Raw genomic sequence first — 21,647 nt, 5'->3', positions numbered from 1 at the left:
GCTTCACCGCCTTGGCCAGCAGGTTGGCCGACGGCGTGAAAGGGTGTGACGCAAGGGATCAACCGGGGGGGCAGGGTGCTGTCATCGAGGACGCGCAGCCGCTGAAGAATCTTTTCCATAAGTCCACCGTTCAGCGGTGAACTGAAGGCTTCACTTTTGACGGCTTGCACAAAGCCGCAGTGAACGCCATAATCAGCTCACGTTATGTGTGTTGGACAGGTCTCCTTCTCTCGAAAAAAGCAAGGCCTGTTCAAGTTTTTCCAAAAAGCCCCGCCGGCAAGCGGGGCTTTTTGGTTTCTGCTATTTGGCTAAATCGTTAGAAATTTTCCCGTCTACGCTCATCCGAGCATGAAAAATATGGCATGCCAGCAACGGTGGGCAGGCAAAGTGCGTGAACACTACCACCCGAGTTCCCCATCCGCAATGAAAATGCCATTTTTTACAGCTGATATTGCACAGATTTTTGTCATAGTGCGAATGGCCATAGGCCTTGCATTACGTGGCTCTCAGCAATACAAGTGAAGTAATTTATGCAACTGAAATAACTTACGTAAGTTAGGCCACTTACTCGTCTTCCGTAAAATCGGTGATGGGTTCAGCATTCGATGCATTCTCTAGCAACGCAATCAGATCAGCCTTATCCAGCTCCTGGAGGGCCATGATCCCAGCCCGAATCACATCGGATCGAGATATACGGAAGGTCCGTGGCAATAGAGAAATCTTATCTATCTGCCTGTTGACGTCTTTGGACAGGGAAAAAGTAGTACGCACGAATGTAGAAGCTTTCTTACGCTTGCGCTTGGGCTCGGGAGTAGCACTAACAGGTGCAGCAGATATAAAAGCCATTGCGGCTTCGTCGTTGGCCTCGGAAGATGGGGTGACCTGCTCAGGCTTACGAATCAAATCTTTCAATCCCATTTTGCAGCCCCCCAAAGCTCTGCTGCCAACGTCTCTATTTCTTCTTTAGCACGTGCGTCAGAGTTGCTCTCCAAGACCGAACATCCGTCCTCATCCGCATCGTCGTAGACATTGCGAGCTGTAGTAATAGCGTCAAGAGGTTGAATGCCGAATGAGCGGCATGCTTCTTTGGCATCCAATATCCGCTGTATCTGGCTTGGAAGGGCAGGGCATTGGGTGATCACTGCACGCACGTTCAATGCTGGGTTCACTGCAGTAGCCAATCGTGCCAGGTTATCGACCTTTGGAAGGGTCTTGAGATCTCGTCGCTTGGGCCGGAAAGGGATCAACATATGAGTTGCTACCGTCATAGCTGACCGCAGTGCCTCCGAATCAGATCCTCCAGCATCGACCACAATTTGTCTGTATCGGCCCCGAAGGTCTGTCAGCGTTTGACGAATATTGCCGTGTGCTTGCACAACAGGAATCGCAGGGAGGTCTCCCTGTGCAGAGCGTTCAGCAGCCCAGTCTGCGGTTGTGCCCTGAGGGTCGGCATCTAGAAGCAGGACGTCACCTCCGCGAGCCTGCAGCCAGACGGCCAGGTTTTGAGCCAGACAGCTTTTACCGCTCCCGCCTTTTTCACCACCTAAAAGTAAGATCATGGCCTGCCCTTGATGCAATTATTGAAGTGACATAACTTACATAAGTTATGGAAAATTTGCTACGAGGAATCTACTGAGTCGCCAGGAAGGGATCCACCTCCATACAAGGAGGTGGGTTCTCAAACGGTTCAATCCACACTCATACCATCATCTTCATCTGGGGATGACAGCTCCGGTGTGCCTGCTGCTGCGGCCTGTCCCTTCGGCGTGGTCTCGGCCACTTCCCGTTCAGGCGCGACCGGCTGCGCTGACCATTCGCGGCGGTTGACCGTTTTGTCCGTGATAGTGCCGTCCTCTTCGATGACCTGCACCACGACAGGCTGGGTGCCCAGGTCTTGCAAACGTACCTGGTCGCCTTGCTTCACATCTGCGTCGCTCATGGCCTCTTCCAGCCCTACGCCCCACACCGTGCGGGGCTTACCGCCCTCGGGCTTGAGCGTCACGAAGTAGCTCATCTGGTTGTCGTCATTGTGCTGATACGGTGCTTCCCCATGCTCGATAAGCGTGCCCTCGATGACTTTGCTCCTGGACGGGGCTGTCTGGCCCGTTGCTGCTTGAGGTGTCGGAAACAAACGCTCTTCCACCTCATTGACTATCTGCGCAGCCATCGCTGTGAGTTGGTCCAGGTCATCGATCAACTTAGGAGAGTTTTCGACTTGCTTGTAAAGGTCGACGACGCTGGCTTTGAACGCTTCACGATAGCTGTCGTTTTCCATGTAAGCCGTAAGCATGGCAGCGGCTTCCGGGGTCTTGTCATCCGCCGCAATAAGCCAGATGGCGTGGTCTTTACCTCGCAAGCCCATGACCGTATCAGAGGCTCTGACATCCGCTTCGGACATCGGGAAATCACGACGCCATTGTGCTTCAAGCCTGACCAACTCGCTGGGGCTCTGCAGGTCCGGATCGTCGGCCCGACTGGTCTGCACTTCAGCTGTGGCTGTTGCTGCGGAATCGGCAGTCGATTGCGCACGCTGCGCCTGCCATTGCGCAAAGGCCTGATCGCCCTTGGGCTCACCACGTTTTGGAATGCACAGCGTGGTCGCCACCAGTTCGACTAACGAAACGCGCATCCGCTCTGGCACGAAGTCCAGCTCTTTGGTCAGTACCTGGCTAACCTGCTCAGCGGTTTTTCCTTCTCTATATAGCGCCTCGATTGTCACTGTAACGCCCAACTTATCCACCAGGTCCCGTATCTCCCGTGAGGAGTCATCAACGTGCCGAGGCAGGTCGTTGGCATTAGCCGGCGTAGGCTTTGCGGCTTCCGGGTTCACTGGTGCCGGCGCTGGGCTTGTGCCAGCTGAAGTACTCACCGGCTGAGGCGTGCTGGTCTGTGCCTCAGACGTGGCCGGTGCGGTGGAATCCACATCAGGGTGAGCACGCTGTGCCTGCCATTGCGCAAAAGCCTGGTCGCCTTTGGGCTGACCGCGTTCAGGAATGCCCAGGCTGATCGCCACCTTCTCCACGAACGCAATGCGCTCCGGCTCGGGAACAGTGTCGAGCTGGGTGGCCAGCGCCTGGCTAACCTGGTCAGCCGTTTTTCCTTGGCCATACAGCGCTTCGATAGGCACGGTAACGCCTAGGCGATCCGCCTGGTCCCGCACGTCCCGTGTGGCGTCATCAACGTGCCGAGGCAAGTCGGTGGCAGGACCAATGCTCTGGCCATCACGTTCGATGTCCAGCTCTGCACGGCGGTCAGCCAGGCTTTGATTCATGGCCTTGTCGGTGAAATGCACGTCCAGGCCATTCTTGGCCACCGCCTCGATCACCAGCTTTTTGAATTCGGCAGTGCCGTTGATCGTCAGTGTGCTGCCAAACCTTTCGCGGGCCAGCTGGAGAGCTACGGACACCCCGGCTTCGGTGATGCCCGTGCGGCGCATTGAAATGGTGGTACCCGTGTCGACAAACAAAGTCTTATCGGTCTGTTTGTCCAGGTAATGCACGTTCTGACTGAACTTGGCCTTGCGCGTGTAAAGATCCTTGGCGCTGAGGTCGCGGGCCCGCTCACTGGCGGCGACTGGATCAACCTGTTTGGCGAAGCGATCCATGACCCGCTTCACCCGTTCACGCACGCCTTCGGGGCCAGGTCCCCTCGCGCCACTGATGCTGAAGCCTGGGTCTTCTTTTTCATCGTCTAAGAGATTGCGTATAGCTGCACTGCCCATGAGATTTACCTCGATGTTGGGTTTCGGGTTGTGGAACTGTTCACGCGCTTTGAGCCGCTCGAACGTCAGCACGGAAACCAGCTGCGCCTTGTCTTGGCGGGTTAAGCGATGATCGGAGAACACGGCGCGCCTGAGCGCGAAATACTGCTGATCGATACGGCGTATAGCCCGGCGGTGGGCCGGAGCGATCTGGTTATGCTGCGCCTGCCGCGTGAAATACGCGGCCACCGTGGAGGCGTGTTTGTTAACGGTCAGGGCCTTGATGGAAGCCCGCTTGAACACCAGCGCCTTGTCTGCAGGTCGCTTGAGCGGATCAAACAGCATCCGGGCGCGCTGCTCGATGTCAGCCACCGTCGCGACCCGGTGCGGGTTCTTGGCGTAGGGCGGGACGACAGCCCCAGGCCGCCATTGACGGGGAGGGCGCGGCTTGCCGGAAGTCCTGGGCCTATGACCGCCAGTGGAGCGTCCAGGCGTTGTTGTCGCACTCACCGCCTTGGGCACCGCTGGGACGGAAGGTGATCGGTAGAACACCAGCGCGTTGTCCGAAGGCTTCTTGAGCGGATCAAACAGGCGTCGGCCCCGCTCCTCGATGTCAGCGATGTTGGCGACACGGTGGGGGTTCTTGGCATACGGCGGGACTACGCGTCCAGCTCGTACTCGGGCATTTCGGGGTTTTCCAGCTCCGGCCCTGCGTCGGCCTGTAGCGCCTGCTGGCGTTGCTGTTCCCGTTGCTTCCTGAGAAACGGCGGCAGGCCCGCTTCCTCCTCTTCCTCGCTCAGCTGTGGACCCGTTCCGTCTTCCTCGTCCTCCTGCTGGTACAGGTGGTCGCAATCCAGGATCTCCTCCTGGTTGCGACTGTCCCACGTGAACGTGTGCATCACTGGGCAGTAACACCGCACCGTCACGGCTTCGGGTCGGTCCGGCTTGCCGGTGATCTGCCACATGGCTGACGGACAGGTCTTGCACGCCATCGGCAGATGCCGCAATGCGTCGCCCTGTAGTTTCAGCAGGACTTCGCTGGTGATCTCTCTGTCGTTGCCCGGTGTGTACGGATTCATAATCATCTCCATGTGCTCGGTAGAAATTGGTTTCGCGCTCGGCCAGTAGCCGAACACGCTCTTCAGGGGAAGCTTGGGAATACTGTTTGCGAAACCTGGGAGTGGCCTTGTTGACGTACTTGATTTCCCTTGCGCGCTGCGGCCAGGCAAGCAAGCGTTCCTGGATCACACTGGCTTCAAGCGGCGGCTTTTTCAGTTCACGCCGGACAATGAAGGCATCCTGAAAGATGGTGTCTTTCAGGTTCGTGCCCTTTGCGTCACCCGGCAATTTGACCGAAATGTATTCGTTGTCCTTGCCTTCATTACGGATGCGTGTTTCACCGTGTTCAGCTACCAGGGCATAGAAATCGGCGCGTGAAGTTACGCCGCGCTCAATGACCTGCTTAACCAGCTGCTGTTTGAACTGGCGGTTCTTGCCGTAAAAGTCGTCGCCCTTGTAACGTGACAAAACACTGGCCGCATCGGTAATGTCCGCACGCACATTCTCACGCGGTGAAGACAGACCGTACTTCTGGTTAATGTGCTCCTGAAAAGCTTCAAAATACTTCTCATGATTCTTATAAACATCGACCGGATTGGCCTCGTTGCCGCTCAGCAGGTTGATACGCGGAATGATGATATGAATGTGAGGCTTGCGTTCAATCACCTCGCCGGTTTTCCTATCAGTGACCGTCTTCATTTTTGGCAAGTGCGCTTCGGCATACATATTGAATTCTTCAGGCTTGTACGCATGCATAAAGAAGTTCTTGAAGTCGGTCGTCACTGCCTTGAGCAATTCAGGCGACACCGTGTCCTCTTTGAAGCTTAGCGTGAACGTAAGGTAGCGATCTTGGCCATGGTCCGGGATACTTTCATAGATGGCCCTGGTCACACTGAGCTGCCCCTCAATGATCAACCGATGGTCCAATTCATCACGCGTAAACTCTCGACCTGATTTGTTGCCTTGTTCTAAATACTCCTGCGCCCCGGTGTTATAGCCACTGACTCTAATCAGCATATTCAATACCTGCTAATAAAATCGTTTCGATGACCACCAGCGCTTCATACCATTTGTCTCTCACACTGTCGGTAATGAGGCCCCTGTCACTGGCTGATTCAGCGATATAAGCCAACTGCGAAATGTTGTTACCGGCTTTGTTGACGATGAATACTATTCTTCTCCTAAACCCGGTAAACTCTCTAAATACCGGAGTTGGATTTAAAATCAGCTCTCTAAAAAAGGTTGATGCAGAACAGCCCGCCCGTTTGATCATGTCATCAAACTGGGTCATTTCGTCTTGGGTGAGTCGAAACCGGATGATATGAACTTTTTTGCCAGATACGTTAGGTGAACCACGGTTGCCGTTATGGACTGGCCTTGACGGTTTTGGCGGGTCAGTCTCGGGCAATACCGTGAGCAACAGCTGTTGAATAGCGTTCAGCTTATTAAGCCAGTGGAGATACTGCTTTTGATAAAGCGTGCCGTTATAGGGTGCCGAGTTTGCGGAGTAAGCAACTCGGTTTAGAGCATGTCCGGACTTTTCGAATACCTGCTGCATCCGCTTTTTGTCGATTGCGGACCGCTCGAAGGTAGGCGAACGGCTGATCACCAGGTCACGAAAGAATCGGGCTGGCTTCAGGCCGGATTGAGCTATGTCCTCGGCAAACCGAGCGAACTGTTCGTCCGTGAAACGGCATGACACTGGGCACGACTTGTTCACTTTTTCGGCCACAAGATCACCTCCTGGGGGCACCTGGAATGACGACAACCAACAACGACAACAACAACGCTTTCCCGCTCTGCGGGGTTTCAAAGGGGTATCCCCTTTGGCACGTCGATTGGCTACGAAAAAGGCGAAGCTCTTTTTTGTAGACAATCGGTAACGTGCCTGTTTAGCGATTTCGAGATAGGGGGTCAGCAGGGTGAACCCACTGGTTACATCAGAATTGCATCTGAAATGCTCTGGATTACGTCAAGATTGCTTGGCATTGCGTTTTTCTACATCAGTGTTACGCTCGAATACGACAGATTTACATCAGAATTACATCACTTTGTACGCAGCAAGGGGGCAAATCTTGGCTCAAGAAACCGAAAACCGGCGTGAGGCGTTGGCAGAACTGGCTCAGGACAGCAAAGCCAGGTCGTACACTGCGCAAATCCGCGATTTGTATGACGTGATCGAAAACGCCCTGGATTCAGGGGTAAGCAGAACGGTAATCCACCAAAAACTGGTGGATACTGGACTCGCGATCAGCCTTCGTCACTTTGACCAGGCGCTGTACAGAATCCGTAAAAGCCATAAACGAGCCGGACAGGTTAAACACCCCCTACCTGAAAAAACCGACAGCGCAGCGGTCAGAAATACCACGTTGTCAGATGGCGATAAGACCACGCCCAGGGCCAACATCAGGCAAAGCATGAAGCAGATCAGGGAGGAGGTGGAAAAAACGAACTGGGCCCAAGTCATCAGTGACGCGAACAGAACTTCAAAGCCATGACAGTTATATAGTTGTTAGCTCAGTGGTTACTGCGCGAACTGTTTTTTAATGGCAGACGGGAGCGTATCAATGACAGCCTGCTGTTTTTTATATTCGTGATAAAACCATCGATTGGTTTCATTCACGTCCTGAGCCTTTATCGCTACCCACCCCATTGCACACACCACCGCGATACACACGGCCACAAATCCTGCCAAAACAATGTAGTTGAACCGTGAGGCCTGGGTATCACGAAAATTGCCGGATAAAGAGCTGACTCGCTTTTCCAAGTCATCGATTTTGATCGCTGCGCGCTGCAAAGCAGGTTCGAACACTCGCTCTAAACTCTGGTGAATGGCCGTGGACATTTCCAAAGCAACGTCCACACCTGCTTTGGCGGCAGTCGCTTGAATGACTTCCTTTGTCGTTTCTTGCAAAAGCAATGCGGTGTCTTCCGCATCCTCTACTGCGTCGGCCACAATATCCAGTGAATCCCTCATCGATAGCTCAAGCAACTGCGGAATTAGTTTTATATCATCATGCAAACGACCTACATCACTCAAAAGCTCAATGATCAGAGCATCACGCGCTGTAGAGGGAATAGTTTCATGTTCACTCATTTGATCACCTCAAGGCTAAACAGAGCAGCGAAAACCCCATCAAGCTTGCGGTTTACGCCTTTACACAAGAGCTTCAGTCCGTACATATCAGACCAACGATCACGCTCTTGTGCGCTAGCCTTTTTGTCCTTAAGAAGTGCTTTGTAATCGGTGTCATCTTCCATGACGCTTTGCATCGAAATACGGTGGATAGACAAGGCATCAAACAGTTCTGATTCGAAAACGGCACATGCAGGATTCAACGTGAAGACACTGGCGCGCTGGTGAAAAGCAAAAATAATCGGAAACTCTGTTTCCACGTCCTTTTTGACACGATTGAACAATACAAGGATCTTTTCAGGGGGTACGCCAAGTGAGGCCAGGCTACTAATCATACTGACCGTTTCTTTTTGCTCCTTGGTGCCTGAAGTGACCGGGATCACGAAGTAGTCGACTTCCTCATGTGCTTCATCAAACTCCTCCAGGTTGGCCATAAAATCTTCAACGTTGGACGCTCCAACATCGATGATTGCCTGATCCTCAAGCATGAGTCGTTTGAACAGCTCGCGGAAAGCATTGCCGCGCAGCTTCTCAACATCCAAGCCAAGGTTCTCAGCCGTTTCGTTGATTGACTCAATGGCATAGAGCGGCGCGCCGCCCATACGTGGCCACAACAGGTTTGCCGCGATGGTAGTTTTGCCAACGGTGCCGGTGTAATTGATGACCACGATTTTCTTCTTGATGAATTTCATCTGGGTAATCCTTGAATAGGGGGGTTCGCACCGGGTAAACACCACCCGGTGTGCTTGATCTAAAATTGTTGATGCCGGGCGGTTTGAACACCAAGGGCGCGGCCCTTGTCATCTCGCAACGGCCGCGTTGACCTCGGGAGCGCGGGGTGGTGAAGCTACCCCACACTCCCAAGGTGAGCCTTTTCTGAAAGAGGTAGCGTCAAGTGTGCGCTGCGCCCGTGCTTCCGTTCGCCGCGACGATAGAGCGCGTCACGACGAGCCGGGAGCGCGGCACCTGACGTGGGCAAGATCGCTGTGTGGGTGGGTCAGACCAGCATCCAGTTGAACCGGTAGGGGTCCATGAACGGGATATTGTCGTCACCGCCGTCAAAATCCCCAGCGGGTTGCGGTGCAGGCGCTTTGGCCTGAGCCTGCTTGCCTGATGCACGTGGCGGTTTGGGTGCGGCTTTGCCTTTGCCGGATGGTTTTTCCGGTGCCGCCTGCTGGGGAGCTTGCCGAGGGGGTTCCTGGTGATCGCTGTCACCGCTGCCCTGGCCGTTCTGGCTGTGTTGGGAGTCGCCCTGTGGACGGCCACCGAGCAGCTGCATGGTGCCTTGCATGTCCACGACGATTTCCGTGGTGTAGCGCTTGATACCGTCCTTTTCCCATTCGCGGGTTTGCAGCTTGCCCTCGATGTAGACCTGCGAACCCTTGCGCAGATATTCGCCGGCAATTTCGGCCACCTTGCCAAACAGCGACACGCGGTGCCATTCGGTCTTTTCGACCTTCTGCCCGCTCTGCTTGTCAGTCCACTGCTCGCTGGTGGCCAGGCTCAGGTTGGTTACCGCAGTGCCGTTGGGCAGGTAACGACAGTCAGGGTCTTGTCCGCATGTGCCTACCAGGATCGCTTTATTGATTCCACGCGCCATGAGTGCGCTCCTTCTTCAATGAGTTCGTTAAGGGGTGTCTTCGTTTGGGTCAAACACGAATATCGTGCTCAGAAGCTCTCGGCCTCGGGCTGTAGACTGCTCAGCTGGGCCCAGCAGCAATGCCGTTGAACCGTCTGCCGACAACTCAAACTCTGCAAAGCAGTTGTCGCAATCCACTGGACGCCAGATCATTTCCCACGCTTTGACGTTGACGATATCCACGGTTGCGGGGGTTTCGCAGTTGGGGCAGTGCGCCGTCATCGTTTCACCGGCTGGCCACTGCGCCCCCTTGGGCTGTTGTTCCTCTGGCATAGCTAAAGCCTTCTTTGGAGAGAGGGGGTCACGCGCGCGTGGGTTTGCGGCTGAATACGAATTCCAGCTTGGCTTCGTGATTGAGCTTCAGAGCCGCTTCAAAGGACTTACCGGTTTTCTTGCTGTGAAAACCTTTCAGCACGCCGGTCTTGCCATTCGTCAGCAGCGCCTCGATCTGGCCGGGCGACAGCATCTTGCCGCTGACTTCCGGATGGAACTTGAAAGCGCAGGCGCGACATCCGATCACTCGCGGGGTGACGGCCAGTTCACCGCCGCACATGGGGCACTGAGCGTTCAGGCTGTCCAATACCGGCTTACCATCGCCTTGCACGTTGCCCAGGTCGATGTTCTGCACCTGGTCTGCAATGAAGGACTCCAGCTCGTCCAGGAACGCGTCGACGGTCAGTTCACCGGCCTCGATCATCTGTTGCTGTTCATGCCAGAGCGCGGTCATGTCCGGCGTGGTCGCAATCGCTGGCAACGCGGCAATGAACTCCAGCCCCAACGCGGTGGGGATCAGTTTTTTCTTCTCTACCGCGTAGAAACCACGCTCCTGCAACTTGGCCAGTACCGCACCACGGGTCGCCGGGGTGCCGATGCCGCCGTTCTCGCCTTTCTTGCCCTGGTCACGGTCGATCAGTAGCTGCTTGATGCGCGGGTCTTTCACATACTTGGCCACGCGCTGCAGATCCTTGAGCAACGTGGCTTCGGTATAAAGCGGCAGGGGCTTGGTCTTTTCCTTGGCCACCGTAATGCCATCGCATACCCCGGCGTCACCGACTTTCATATCCGCCAGAGCATCGAAGGGGCTCGCGACCTCGGCGGCGTCCGACGCGTCTTCGTCTTGATCGTTTTCTTCAGTGACCTGCGCCGTCCACCCTGGCTGCGTCACTTTGGTGGAGCGCGCAACGAAGGTGTGTCCGTTCACGCCAAAACGCACCTCGGCACTGAGGTAGCGTTTCTCGGGCAAGAACTGCGCGACGTAGCGTTTGACGATGGCCAGGTACACGGCGCGTTCATCGTCACTTAGCTGGGCAATGTCGATCTTCACTGCCGTTGGGATGATCGCGGTGTGCGCCGAGACCTTGCTGTCGTCAAACGCCCGGCTTTTACGTTCCGAATTCACCTCGGTGAACATCCCGGCCAAATCCGGCAGGGCCTGACTTAGCAGGCTCAAGGTCTCCGGAGCCTCGGCAAATTGTTCGTCGGACAGGTAGCTGCAATCGGAACGGTTGTAGGTGATGGCCTTGTACTTCTCGCGCAGCGCCTGGGTCAGGGCTAGGGTTTTCTCGGCATCGATGCTGTGGGTCTTGCTCATGTAGACCTGCAGGTCGAGCAACGCGAACGGCAAGGGTGCCGGGGTTTGCTTCTCCTCCACACGGGCCTCGATCACGTCCGCAGGCTTCATTCGGCACGCGTCGGCTACCTGCGTGGCATACGCCTCGTCGATGATGCGGTTCTTGTCATCGATGGGGGCATCCGCGGCCACCACGAGGCGGGCCTGGGGACGACTGCTACCAAAGGCCAGGCTTGCCGCAACCGTGTAGTAAAACGCACTGGCGTGACCCTTGTTGGCCAGGTAGCGATTCACGATCAGCCCCAGGATCGGGGTCTGCACGCGTCCCACTGACAACACGCTTTTGACGCCCTTGGCCCTACCGGCCAGGGTGCAGGCGCGAGTCATATTGAATCCATACAACTGATCACCGATGCTGCGGGCCAGTGCCTTCTGGAACAGGCCGTAAAACTCGGTGTTGTCGCGCAGGCCGTCCAACGCTTTGCGGGCGGCATTGGCGTTCATGTCGTTGATCAAGATACGTTTGACCGGCGCGGTGTTGCCGAAATGCACCAGGACCTCGTCGACCAGCAACTGGCCTTCGTCGTCCGGGTCACCGGCGTGGACGATTTCCGAGGCGCGACCGATCAGCTGCTGGACCACTTTGAGCTGGTCGCGAGTGCGCGCAATGGGCTGGTACTTGGCCGGGCGCAGCTTCAGGGGCAAGTCGGCCTGAACCCAGTTTTTATAATCGGGGTTGTGAACCTCGGGCGGGGCCAGTTCAAGCAGGTGGCCCACGCACCAGGTGACGATATCGTTGCTGCCGCACTCGAAATAGCCGTCCTTGCGTATAACGGTGCCCAGCGCCTCGGCAATGACCTGGCCCAAGGCGGGCTTTTCCGCAATGAATACTCGCATGGTGTTCTCCTTGTCAGGATCTGGGGCTTAGCCCTGGACCTTGCCGAACTTGTCGTTGATTTTTTGGGTGTAGCTCTGATCAGCATCGGGGCAGCTGTTGAGGTAGTCCTGGCGCGCCGAAGCGGTTTCGCTCCATTTGATATTCCCGTGCTTCTTGACCAGGATGCTGAAGTAGTCCTGCTCAGCGCTTCGGCACTCGCTGCTACCACTATTGCCGGCGAACTTGCCGTAGAGGCAAAGCACGGACTTGCACGGGTCACCGGCGAAGGCTGATCCACTGCCCATCAGGCACACTGCGAACAGCGCGCAGACCCGCGTTTTGCCGCGACCAGGCACGGCGTTGCCAGCGGCCTGACCCTGGCGGTCAGCCGTTTTGCTGTAGGTATTCATGTTTTGCTCCTGCAGGCGCTTGGGTGCGCCGGTGGGGGGACTACATCGGTTCCGAGGTGTCTTCAGCCTGCACAGGCTCTGGATCAGGCTCGACCTCAACTGGCTGTGCCTTATCCGCTTCGGCCTGAGCCACTTCGGACGCTTTGTCTTTGGGATTCCAGCGCTGTCGCTGTTCGGCCTGCATGGGCTTGGTGTCTGCCACTGCGACCTTGGATTCGATGGTGCGCACCGGTACGGTGAGCGCATCGATTTTGGAGGCGTCACCGACAGGCAAGGGCGGAGGCGTCATCTTCTGTCGCGCTTTAAACACTTCCTCTTCGAAGTAAATAATCTTGCGCGCCAGGATTTTCATGGGCTCTGTCTGTCGATTGCCTTGGACAAAAATCAGCTGCTTGTCAAAAGGCAACTCGTTCACCTCCTGGGGGAACATCAAGGGGCGGGGTTGCTCGCTGTAACTGTCGGTTTGCCCCCGAGCCCCCACCTCGTGCCTCTGCCTGTTCAACGATTGGTTGTGGACGCGCACGGTCGTGTTACCCAAGCGCCTGCTGTACTCCTCAGCCAGCTTGATATCACCGGGGGCGAACACAATTTCGTTGTGGATCGCCTTCATGATGCCGTTGGCCGCTTCCTCTCCGTAAACGGCACGAATCTGGTCTTTGCCTTGGAAAATCAGGAAAAACCGTAAACCGGCGCCTCGGGTCAGTGCTGGCGCGGTTTCCATGATTTCCATACGGCCCATGATGGCAAATTCGTCCATCATCAGAGCCAGTTGGTACTTGTACCGAAGCGTGCCATCTGCGCAATGCCCGCCTTGCTCAGGCAGCACTTTGGCATTGAGCCGAATCGCCTGGGTGAAAAACAGGTTCATCAGCGGGCCGTACTTCTTCAGGTTTCCTTCCGTAACGCTGAAATAAACTGTGGTCTTTTCCTCGCGCATTTTGGCAAAGTCGATGTCGTCACCTGACACCGCCCAGGCCACCGTCTTTTCGGCATACACCGACAACACGTCACGCACGATATCCACGGTGGTGGACCAACCACTGCTCTTGTTTTTCGAGGCTTCGTACACACCGTTAAGCTCTCGAAGGGTTTCAAAGCTGAGCGCATTAGGGCCGATGCTGCGCAATTCGATGATCTGCTGAGCCCACGTCCCCATCCCGGTACCCAATGAGCCGATTTCGTAGGCCTGGGGCAACGTGAAGGGCATTTCCGGCGTTTCCATCAGGTACAGCAGGATGGATGAAAACACGTTGCCCGCCTTGTTGTACCACTCCTGATTCTTGGGGTTGTCGGAGACGAACAACACGCGAGCCAGGGTACGAATATCACCTAGTCGGTACAGAGGATCGCGGTTGATGGCGCTGTTCGGGTTCCAACGGTGCGTTTCCAGGCGTTCAGGTGAAAAGCGGTAGACCTTCTGCCCGGCAGAAGCCCTGAAGCCCGATGTGATTTCCCAGTTCTCAAATTTCGGATCGTTGACCACCATTGAATCGGGGTAGCTCAACAGGTTGGGGATCACCGCACTGACACCTTTCATGGAACCAGGAGGCGCTGCCAGCATCACGAACTGTTGCCCGTAGCTGGCCAGAAACGAGTCCTCCGTGGGGTGCTTGCCGAGCAAGAACGCGGGATGCTCCTCGATCCGTTCTTGGGGATTGTCCGGGCTGATGGGTTTGGATTTACCTCTGGCCATCAGCGGACACCTGCTCGACGCTCAATCGCCTGGGCGTCGAGGCTTTGTTGCAGGGCGATGGCCACCTGCTGATTGGCCTGGATCTGCCTGACCGATGTGCTGATCTCATTGAGCTGGGTGAGTGCAATACAAATGCCCAGCCAGGCTGCAATGACGAAGACAACGCCCAGCGCAATGGGCAAGGGCAAACCCAGAAAGAGAAAGGGTTTCGATTCTTTTGCTTGTTCCATGGGGAATCTCCTGCAAGGTACTTCCGGACACAGCCCGACACCAGGTGGCAATGGCCGTCTGCGTGGTGGTGCATGGAAAGGATTTTTCAGTCCGTGTTGGCTTGATCGGCGTGACGCCATTCGAGGTAGCTCTCGACTCGCCAAAAACCGGCAGCGGCAGCATTGCGTTCAAGCATCCACCACGTTTCGCCAGGCTCGACCATGCCGTGGTAATCCTTAGCTAACTTACGGCGTGGATCGTCGTCCTGTTCAGCTGCCAATTGCTCCTGATTGAACTGGTCGCTGCGTGCCTGCTCTTCGGCCAACTCCTCTTCGGTGAAATAGTCATAGGGATCATCATCGAAGTCCGGCTGTCCGAACTGGCATTCCCATTCGGTGCGTATCTCTTGCTCATCGCCTCCGGTGGCCAGCAAATGAGCGAGGTAGTTCAGAGCACCGGCTGGAATGTCTGCCAGCGGCATGTCCAGAATCCGTGCGACTTCGGGCTTAGCCTTTTCGATCTGCAACTCAAGCGCTGCGTATTCAGCGTTTTGAGCCTCGCGCTGAGCCTGCAACCGCTCCTTCAACTGCTCGCTGTTCGCCACCTGATCGGCCTTGGCCTGCTCGATGACCCTGTTCCAGTCGGGCGGCGGAGGGCAGACACCCTTGTCGATCAACCCGGCATTGATCCTGCTGAGCAACGCCATGTCCTGCTCTGGCACGGGCGTGCTGACAATCGGGTCCGCAGAGTCGTCCTCGATGGCGTCCGACAAACCGCGTTTCATACGGCCAGTGCCCACACGCCTCACCAGGTGAAGCTCTCCCCAGGCGTTGCCGGTCGCCCTCTTGCCTTCCATTTCCAGGCTCGTGGTGTATTTCATCAACCACTTATGCATAAACCGCTGACGCTCGGGAGCCATGCGCAGGGAAATGTCATGGAAGCGCTGATAGAACGCTTCGTCATGCCCGCATGCCATGCTGTCACCCTGGTGCGCCACCTCGTGTTCGACCAGCCCGAAGATGTAGGCAGCCGTTTTCATGGGATCAGACTTGAGCCGTTGCACGATGGGGCGGTTGATGGCCAGGTAGGTTTTACCATCCGTCCACGCTTCACTGGTGTTTGACTCGCCAAGCAACACATCCAGGCGGTCTTTGCTATGTCGAACGGTGCCATCATTCCAGCGTTCAGCCCCCACACACGCACCGGCGTAGTGTTGCAGGCACCAGCGCAACGCGATCCAGGCCCGGCGTGTTTCTTTGTCCAGCGCCTTTTTCTCATCGACAATCGATGTTCGTTCGACATAAGCCTTCTTGACGGTCGTGAAAGCGGCGCACTGGGGCACCTTCAGGTCACGGAACCAGTGACTGACGGCAGGTCTCGCATTGGCAATCACCCGCTCCAGCACATCTTCAAAATCTTCAACGCTATGGCAACCGAAGCGGTCAAGCGTTTGTGGATGCAGCACCTGGATAATGCGCTGCCCGGCAATACCTTCGCCTTTGGGTATGTCACTGCCCTTTAAAACAACGGTGTAGGTGCCCTTGTGTTCACGAAACGCCTTGTTAATAAAATCCATCAGCGTGATATGCCGTTTGCCTGGCAGCACCGTGATGACTTCTTCATGGCAGAATATTTTGCCCACATCAGCTGCACCGCTGAGCAACGACAGCGCTGATCGCGCTCGACGTGCTTCTGTCTTGCGGCGTCCACCTGACTGCCCCGAGACCTTTTCAGCCAACGGGGCGAATACTTTGGCGATTGCTTTCCAGACCGGGCAGGTCTTCCGCAATATCTCGCTACGGGAGACGTTGAGTGCGATCGCCCGCTTGGTCACGATCAGGCCTCCAGCCCCCCAGAGGTGCGAGGAATCGTGACGGACCAGCACACCTTGGTTGTAGATCGAAACCGCGCCTTCTTCCTTGGCCCGGTAATAGGCGTATTCGTCTTCAAAGTCCCACTTTTCCGTTGCAGGATCGCGCGTAATGACACGGCCATTGAGTTCAACGCTGATGCGGGTGTAGCGCACCAGGTCACGAATCTCCTGAACGGCAGACATCAACTCCAAATCGTTGAGCGGTTCGTACCAGGTGCCCTCGATGGAGCAACCCGGTACGCCGTTTTCAAGATCGTCCAGCTCGTAGTTGTAGCCCATCGAGCGGGTATCAACGGTCATCTGCCAATCGTTGGAAGCCCAACGTGTCTTGGCATGCGCCATGATCTGGCCCCGGCCCAGGCGGAACCGGCCATAAGTGGCATCGCCTTCCTGGTGCGGTGTGCCAAAGCGTCCGAAGTAGCGCAGCACGTCATTGCGGCTGGCAAATCCGCGACCGTCATCAGCGCAGTGAAAGCCCTCTTTGGTCATGGTCAGGCGCAATGCGGTGGCATCGGCGTCTACAGAGTTCATCACCAGCTCGATGATGGCCTTGCCGATCGATCCGGCCTGACTATGGATGATGTGTTGAATGATTTCAGGGTCCAGCTCAAAAGGTAGCAGCACGGTACACCTCATATAGGTAAGGCCAGGCACAGCCAAACGCCAGACAGCTGATAGCCGACTGCGTAGCGGTGCACTGGGATGGTTTGAAAATGCGGGAGTATCAGGGAGTGATGCGGGCGCAATGCCTACTTGCTGGTGTTCTTGTATTCGCCCTGGTACTCGAACTGGCGCAGCTCGCGGTTGTTGGCAAAGCGGGCATCACCGTGCAGCGAGGTTTTGGGCTTCAAGCGCACGAAAAGGGCCATCAGCGTGATGCCTACTGGCAAGAAGGTGAGGGCAGCCGTCACACACCAAGACCACGGCACGTACAGCATCCGCCGGTCGTTCCAGGCCAGCTTGCGGGTCTCCCATAGCGTGTCCCAGGCCAAGCCCGCGAAGTGACCTTGGGTCAGGTGCAGATACATAGCCCCCCCTGCGTACAGCCCGATAACGAAGCACAAAGCCATCATGAACACGATAGATAGCAAGATTTTCCACCACATGGCGTTCTCCTAGGCAGCTCGTTGACGCTGGCCATTGAGCAACGCCAGCTTGTGTTCGGGTTCGTAATGCACTTCTTCGATGTAGGTGTTTTCCATGTACACGACCACGTCAAATGAGGTGCGCACCAGGCGCTCGATGTACGCGTAATCCAGACCGAGGCCGATTGGTGACTGCTTCACCAGGCCGCACACACGGGCATAGCCTGCTTCACTGTCATTGGCGTGCGCAGTGGTCACGGTGCCCTTGGTGCCGGTGTTGAGAATCTCGATGTAGTGCCACACCTCATCACCAGTCAGCTCGGCCAAAAACAAGTGGTCAGGCTTCATCCGCATTGCGCTGGCCACCAGGGCTTTGGGCGTCACCACATGGCCATAGAGCAGATGCACATGGTTAGGATGGAAGGGCATGGGGTCCTCCAGTATTTCCTGGATCGTGATCATGCGACGGTTAACCGGAAACATGTCGATCAGCGACTTGCCGAAAGTGGTTTTACCCGACCCTGGCCCGCCAAAAATGATGATGTTCTGGCGATTAGCGATGGCGATTTCCATGAATCGGTGCCACTCGCCGGCTGCGTGGGCTTCCTGCATATCGCGCTGCCAGGCTTTCAGGGTCAGTATCGGTGAAGCGATGGCCCTGGCTCGGTCATAGCGGCCACTGTTGACGTAATCCATATGGGTGAAGCGATCCAAAGAGGGTTTTCGAAACGTCATCGACAAGGTGCCCTCTTCGCACGCCGGGGCCATGACGATCTGGCCCCGCTCCCCGCCAGGTAATTTCACAGTGTGAATCGGTGAGTGAGGAGCCAATACGCGGTATCTCAGCGCACAGAGCGCATTGGCCAGCCGCCAGCACAGGTTGTAGGTGAGCCAAGGCGCTTCTTCGTGTTCCCAGCCGTTTGGACCGTCCACCCACAGCTCGTAAGGCCGGTTGATGGCCACGTCCTTGGTGCCCTGACGATTTAGGCGCTCGGTGGCACCTGCCTGGTCGAGGAAGTCCAGGACCAGCGTGTCTTCGGTAAGTCCTTGCTCTTGCGTCATGAATACTCCTTAGCGGTTCTCGAAAACCGATGAAAAGTCGATGTCTCGGGCCACGATGACAGTGATTACGGTGCCCGGCAGCAGGTGTGCGGTGTCCGGAATGTTGATGGTGCTGTCCAACGCCTTGTTGGCCATGCTCTCCACGTTCTGCTCGCTGTTGTTCACCGTGTAGCCTCCGGACCCCGAGCTTTTCTGCGTCGTGTTGGACGCGGCCTGAAGCGCGTCTTGGATGAACGACAACATCACTGCACCGCCAAAGCGCTGCATGTAGTGGCGATTGATCCAGGCTTCGGTCCCGCTGGCTCCCATGGGGCCTGCACCCAAGCTGTCGATCTTGGCCCGCACACCCGCTTGGGTTTCGATTTCGGTCCAGGTGGTGAACACGCTGGTTTCGCCTGGCCCAACCTCAACCGTCTGTTCACCGGTGAGCTTGTCACCTGCTGCCGCAATCACCGTGGAGCCATCAGCGGAATACAGCGGATCGGTCAGACGACAATCCACCATTCCTGGGTGTGTACTGATGATTTCGGTGTACAGCGCGCAGCGCGTGTAGGTGTTGTGGCTGACCAGGTACTTGCGGTTCGGTGCCAGGTAAGCCTTAGCCGGGGTAAAGGTGGTGCCGCCCAGATTGCTCAGGCTGCTGCGTTTTCTGCTGGACGATTCACCACCCAGACCGCTGCTCGATCCGCCCTGAATGTCGGCCAGCATTGAAGGCGGCAGGGATGGCTGCTCGCCGGAAGGCTGTTGCGGCTGAGTATTCCCAGCACCAGTACCCTGCGCGTCTTCCGAGGTGACCAACATTTCACGTCCCAGTTTGCGTTGCCGGGGGGTCTGTTCCACGGGCGGGTTCTGGCCGGGCGAGCCGGGCGGAGGCGGCGCACTACCGGCATGGTCCTGACCGTTTTTTCCGCGCTCGGCATCCTCTTTATCTTTTTGCTCCTTGGCCAATCGCTCCCTTTCCGCTCGGGCTCGCCTGTCCTCTTCGGCTTTGTCTGCGGCCAGCTTGGCTTCCCGTGCCTTTTTCATGCTGTCATCGGTACCCAGATTCACGTCCAGGGTCGCGTCCTTCTTGACGTTGGTTTCATCGACCTCGGAGCCGGTGGTTTTCATCTTGGAAATGGTGAAGTACCAAAGTCCGCCTATCCCCAGCAGACCAACCAACACCAGCCCGACCAGGCCCAGGTAAAGCGTTCTCTTGTTTTGGGCATCGCCTGATCGTTTGGCCCGCACGTCAAAGGCGCCGCGGGCCTGAGTGCTATCAGGCTCGGAGACCGGGGCCGGTTCCGGAGAAGCTGCTGTGGACGCTGCTGCTTCGGGCGGCCCGATGCTGTCCGGCCCTTGAGTGTTCTCCGGAGCCTGGTCGTTGTCATTGTTCTGCATGCTTGAGCTCCCGAATCTCGCCGGTGGTGGTCCCGTTGAAGTTGTACCCCGTGTTCACCTGGGCAGTAGGCCGGGCCTCTACAAGCAGACCGTTCAGGCGAAACCGAAACAATCGGCTGACCCCATGCACCACGACCACGTTCTGTTCGTTGTGCATGTCGGCCACCGTTTCGGTGCCGTCTGGTAGAACCTGGTACAGCACCGGGCGCGGCCCGTTGCCAGTAAAGCGGAAGCAGGTCAGCATGCCGTTGTCCCAGCCCTCATAGGGCGCGATGGATCGACTCTCTTCGTTCGAGCGCTTTTGGTAGGGGCCGTTTTGCACCGGGCCGTCACAGGGATTGCCGGGATCACGGCGGGCTGCTCCAGACTTTTTCGGCGGCTCGGGGTAGGTGAAGCGCAGCAGATAGGTCGAGTCTTGGTAGCGCTCGACCAACTTCAGCTCAATCAGATAGGTACGCCGATTGGTGTTGATGGTCAGGTTCGTATCGGGCTCTTTATCGGTAACCGGTTTGAGCGAAACCATATTGCCCGCTTTGTTTGGACCAATAGACCAAGCTTTCGGATCGCCCGATACCATCAGCCCGGTGTCTTGATTGATCGTCTCGTTTGATTGAAGCTGGACCAGCGCTCCACGGCCCACCGTCGCTTGAATCCTGTACACCTCGTCAGGTGAATAAATGGCCGTCTGCACGCGCCGGTCCAGTGCCGAGCCAGTGCCCATGCTCTCGGCAAAGGCAGGCAGACCGAATGTCATGAGTAACAAGGCCGTGAGGCCTGAAGCGGCTTTATTTGCCATTGGACACCCCAACTTCCTGAGTCATTGTGTAGGCCTTGATCCCGAAGCCACGGGGGTTTAGCCACTGGTCACCGGCTTTTTTGGCAGGGTTTTTGTAGTCGTAGGTCACTGTGGCCACCCAGGTCACCGGGTGCAGCTGGGGGTCGGGGACGCCGTTGCGGTCCAGCACGGTTTTGGTGATCCGCACCTGGGCGGTGCCTTCCCGATCTTTACGATCAAGGAAGTTGATATTGTTGATATCTGTGCGTATTTGCCGGTTGGTCCCCAGCACTTCCAGATAGCCCTTGGAGGACAACTGGAAGTTGCGGTACTCGGTAAAGGTCTCGTCATAGGACATCAACTTGACCATGCTGTAATTGGCATCGTTACTCGAAAAGTTGTAGCTCTCGCGGAAACGCGTGTACGCGGAAAGCCAGAACTCGTCATCGATCTGCTCCTGTGGCTTGCCTTTGTCGTCGGCCCACACCACATCCGTGTAGCCGGAGTTTCTGTCTACACGTACCAGGCCCAGTTGAACGGTCTTGAGTGGGGTCAGGCCCATCACGGCGGCAACCGACATGACGGCAATGGTCCCAAACACATAATTCAACCGCGTTGCTCGTTTGGTCTTGGCCTTTTCATCGGCGGCGATGCTCTTTTCAAAGTACCGCGCTGCATGGATCCAAGCCTGTTCAACCAGGCTGATTTCTTGTGCGGTGGCCGCGTCGATGCTGGTACGGGCGGCCAGTTGCCGCTCCTGCTCGATCACGTCCTCTTTGGATTTTCGAAACTTTTTCATAAGTCACCTAAACCTGGACAAACACGTGCTGCGCGGATCAGTTCGCGGAGCATTTGGAGTCGTTGGGCGGAGCCTCTGCGGGCTTTGCCGGGGAGGCAGGCGCCGAACGCTTTGGACTGGTGGTCTTGAGCGACTGGGCCTTGGGCGCAGGGCTCGCTGCTGGCAGCACCCGGCCAGGCACGGGAGCAGGCGTTGTCACCGGGGCAGCGCGAGGCACAGGGGCATGGGTGAAGGGCATGTCTTCCCACTGCCCTTCCGGTTCAGACAGTTTGGGTGCAGAGCCACACCCTGACAGCAAGGCAGCCGAAAGCAGCCCGCTCAAAGCAAGTTTGAAATTCATAGTGGAGTACCTGAGAGAGGCTAGGATGTTGCGAGTAGG

General features: G+C 56.6%; 20 protein-coding genes and 1 pseudogene. 1 reads left to right on the top strand and 20 read right to left on the bottom strand.

The genetic code is table 11. From position 1 onward, the window contains the following. Positions 1–564 precede the first annotated feature (564 nt). From LCH65_RS25885 to LCH65_RS25860, 6 genes and pseudogenes are all read right to left on the bottom strand, one after another. A complete protein-coding gene (locus LCH65_RS25885) occupies positions 565–918 on the bottom strand; it encodes a hypothetical protein (protein ID WP_172689535.1) in 354 nt (117 codons plus the stop codon). Further along, positions 909–1,559, bottom strand: a complete 651-nt coding sequence (locus LCH65_RS25880) for an AAA family ATPase (RefSeq protein WP_003407061.1) — start codon at positions 1,557–1,559, stop codon at positions 909–911. Before LCH65_RS25880 ends, LCH65_RS25885 begins: the two co-directional genes overlap by 10 nt. Before the next feature lie 128 nt (positions 1,560–1,687). Continuing rightward, the gene (locus LCH65_RS25875) at positions 1,688–3,604 is read right to left on the bottom strand and encodes an LPD7 domain-containing protein (protein ID WP_332874827.1); all 1,917 of its coding nucleotides are present in this window, start codon (positions 3,602–3,604) and stop codon (positions 1,688–1,690) included. 755 nt (positions 3,605–4,359) lie between these two features. Continuing rightward, positions 4,360–4,779, bottom strand: a complete 420-nt coding sequence (locus tag LCH65_RS25870; RefSeq protein WP_226439931.1) for a hypothetical protein — start codon at positions 4,777–4,779, stop codon at positions 4,360–4,362. Positions 4,780–5,125: 346 nt separating this feature from the next. Then, positions 5,126–5,776, bottom strand: a pseudogene (locus LCH65_RS25865) (relaxase/mobilization nuclease domain-containing protein); the annotation flags it as partial. Beyond that, positions 5,766–6,491 (bottom strand): relaxosome protein, encoded by a 726-nt coding sequence (locus LCH65_RS25860; RefSeq protein WP_172689533.1) that lies wholly within the window; start codon positions 6,489–6,491, stop codon positions 5,766–5,768. The pseudogene LCH65_RS25865 and the gene LCH65_RS25860, both read right to left, overlap by 11 nt. Positions 6,492–6,834: 343 nt before the next feature. On the opposite strand from LCH65_RS25860, the gene LCH65_RS25855 reads away from it, so the two are divergent. Beyond that, entirely contained in the window at positions 6,835–7,257 is a 423-nt protein-coding gene (locus LCH65_RS25855) for a hypothetical protein (protein WP_172689537.1), read from the top strand. Positions 7,258–7,283: 26 nt separating this feature from the next. Here the strand turns inward: LCH65_RS25855 and LCH65_RS25850 are convergent, their stop codons facing one another. From LCH65_RS25850 to LCH65_RS25785, 14 genes are all read right to left on the bottom strand, one after another. Continuing rightward, positions 7,284–7,856 carry a hypothetical protein gene (locus LCH65_RS25850; protein ID WP_172689532.1) on the bottom strand — a complete coding sequence of 191 codons (573 nt, stop codon included), beginning with the start codon at positions 7,854–7,856 and terminating at the stop codon, positions 7,284–7,286. Continuing rightward, entirely contained in the window at positions 7,853–8,587 is a 735-nt protein-coding gene (stbB, locus tag LCH65_RS25845; RefSeq protein ID WP_172689531.1) for a StbB family protein, read from the bottom strand. Before stbB ends, LCH65_RS25850 begins: the two co-directional genes overlap by 4 nt. Before the next feature lie 305 nt (positions 8,588–8,892). Then, positions 8,893–9,495, bottom strand: a complete 603-nt coding sequence (locus tag LCH65_RS25840) for a single-stranded DNA-binding protein (protein WP_172689530.1) — start codon at positions 9,493–9,495, stop codon at positions 8,893–8,895. A gap of 340 nt (positions 9,496–9,835) precedes the next feature. Beyond that, positions 9,836–12,001, bottom strand: coding sequence for a type IA DNA topoisomerase (locus tag LCH65_RS25835; RefSeq protein WP_172689529.1), 2,166 nt, complete (start codon positions 11,999–12,001; stop codon positions 9,836–9,838). Positions 12,002–12,028: 27 nt separating this feature from the next. Further along, positions 12,029–12,391 (bottom strand): TrbM/KikA/MpfK family conjugal transfer protein, encoded by a 363-nt coding sequence (locus tag LCH65_RS25830; RefSeq protein ID WP_025391089.1) that lies wholly within the window; start codon positions 12,389–12,391, stop codon positions 12,029–12,031. Positions 12,392–12,431: 40 nt separating this feature from the next. Beyond that, positions 12,432–14,084 (bottom strand): type IV secretory system conjugative DNA transfer family protein, encoded by a 1,653-nt coding sequence (locus LCH65_RS25825; RefSeq protein ID WP_172689528.1) that lies wholly within the window; start codon positions 14,082–14,084, stop codon positions 12,432–12,434. After that, positions 14,084–14,314 carry a hypothetical protein gene (locus LCH65_RS25820; protein WP_025391087.1) on the bottom strand — a complete coding sequence of 77 codons (231 nt, stop codon included), beginning with the start codon at positions 14,312–14,314 and terminating at the stop codon, positions 14,084–14,086. The genes LCH65_RS25825 and LCH65_RS25820 overlap by 1 nt, the downstream gene beginning before the upstream one ends. Positions 14,315–14,400: 86 nt before the next feature. Further along, the gene (locus LCH65_RS25815) at positions 14,401–16,791 is read right to left on the bottom strand and encodes an ATP-binding protein (RefSeq protein ID WP_172689536.1); all 2,391 of its coding nucleotides are present in this window, start codon (positions 16,789–16,791) and stop codon (positions 14,401–14,403) included. Positions 16,792–16,916: 125 nt separating this feature from the next. Beyond that, a complete protein-coding gene (locus tag LCH65_RS25810) occupies positions 16,917–17,273 on the bottom strand; it encodes a hypothetical protein (RefSeq protein ID WP_172689527.1) in 357 nt (118 codons plus the stop codon). A 9-nt stretch (positions 17,274–17,282) separates the two neighbouring features. Next, positions 17,283–18,314 (bottom strand): P-type DNA transfer ATPase VirB11, encoded by a 1,032-nt coding sequence (virB11, locus tag LCH65_RS25805; protein ID WP_172689526.1) that lies wholly within the window; start codon positions 18,312–18,314, stop codon positions 17,283–17,285. 9 nt (positions 18,315–18,323) lie between these two features. Further along, the gene (locus LCH65_RS25800) at positions 18,324–19,694 is read right to left on the bottom strand and encodes a TrbI/VirB10 family protein (RefSeq protein ID WP_025391084.1); all 1,371 of its coding nucleotides are present in this window, start codon (positions 19,692–19,694) and stop codon (positions 18,324–18,326) included. Then, a complete protein-coding gene (locus LCH65_RS25795) occupies positions 19,681–20,490 on the bottom strand; it encodes a P-type conjugative transfer protein VirB9 (protein WP_025391083.1) in 810 nt (269 codons plus the stop codon). The genes LCH65_RS25800 and LCH65_RS25795 overlap by 14 nt, the downstream gene beginning before the upstream one ends. Continuing rightward, positions 20,480–21,268: a type IV secretion system protein gene (locus LCH65_RS25790; protein ID WP_172689525.1), complete on the bottom strand. Its 789-nt coding sequence runs from the start codon at positions 21,266–21,268 to the stop codon at positions 20,480–20,482. The genes LCH65_RS25795 and LCH65_RS25790 overlap by 11 nt, the downstream gene beginning before the upstream one ends. 37 nt (positions 21,269–21,305) lie before the next feature. Next, the gene (locus LCH65_RS25785) at positions 21,306–21,608 is read right to left on the bottom strand and encodes a conjugal transfer protein (protein ID WP_198706184.1); all 303 of its coding nucleotides are present in this window, start codon (positions 21,606–21,608) and stop codon (positions 21,306–21,308) included. Between the last annotated feature and the right edge of the window lie 39 nt (positions 21,609–21,647).

This window comes from Pseudomonas sp. MWU16-30316, assembly GCF_020515645.1.
Lineage (GTDB): Bacteria > Pseudomonadota > Gammaproteobacteria > Pseudomonadales > Pseudomonadaceae > Aquipseudomonas > Aquipseudomonas cerasi.
Note: the sequence above shows the minus strand (reverse complement) of the source record. Positions and strands in the feature narration are given on the sequence as shown.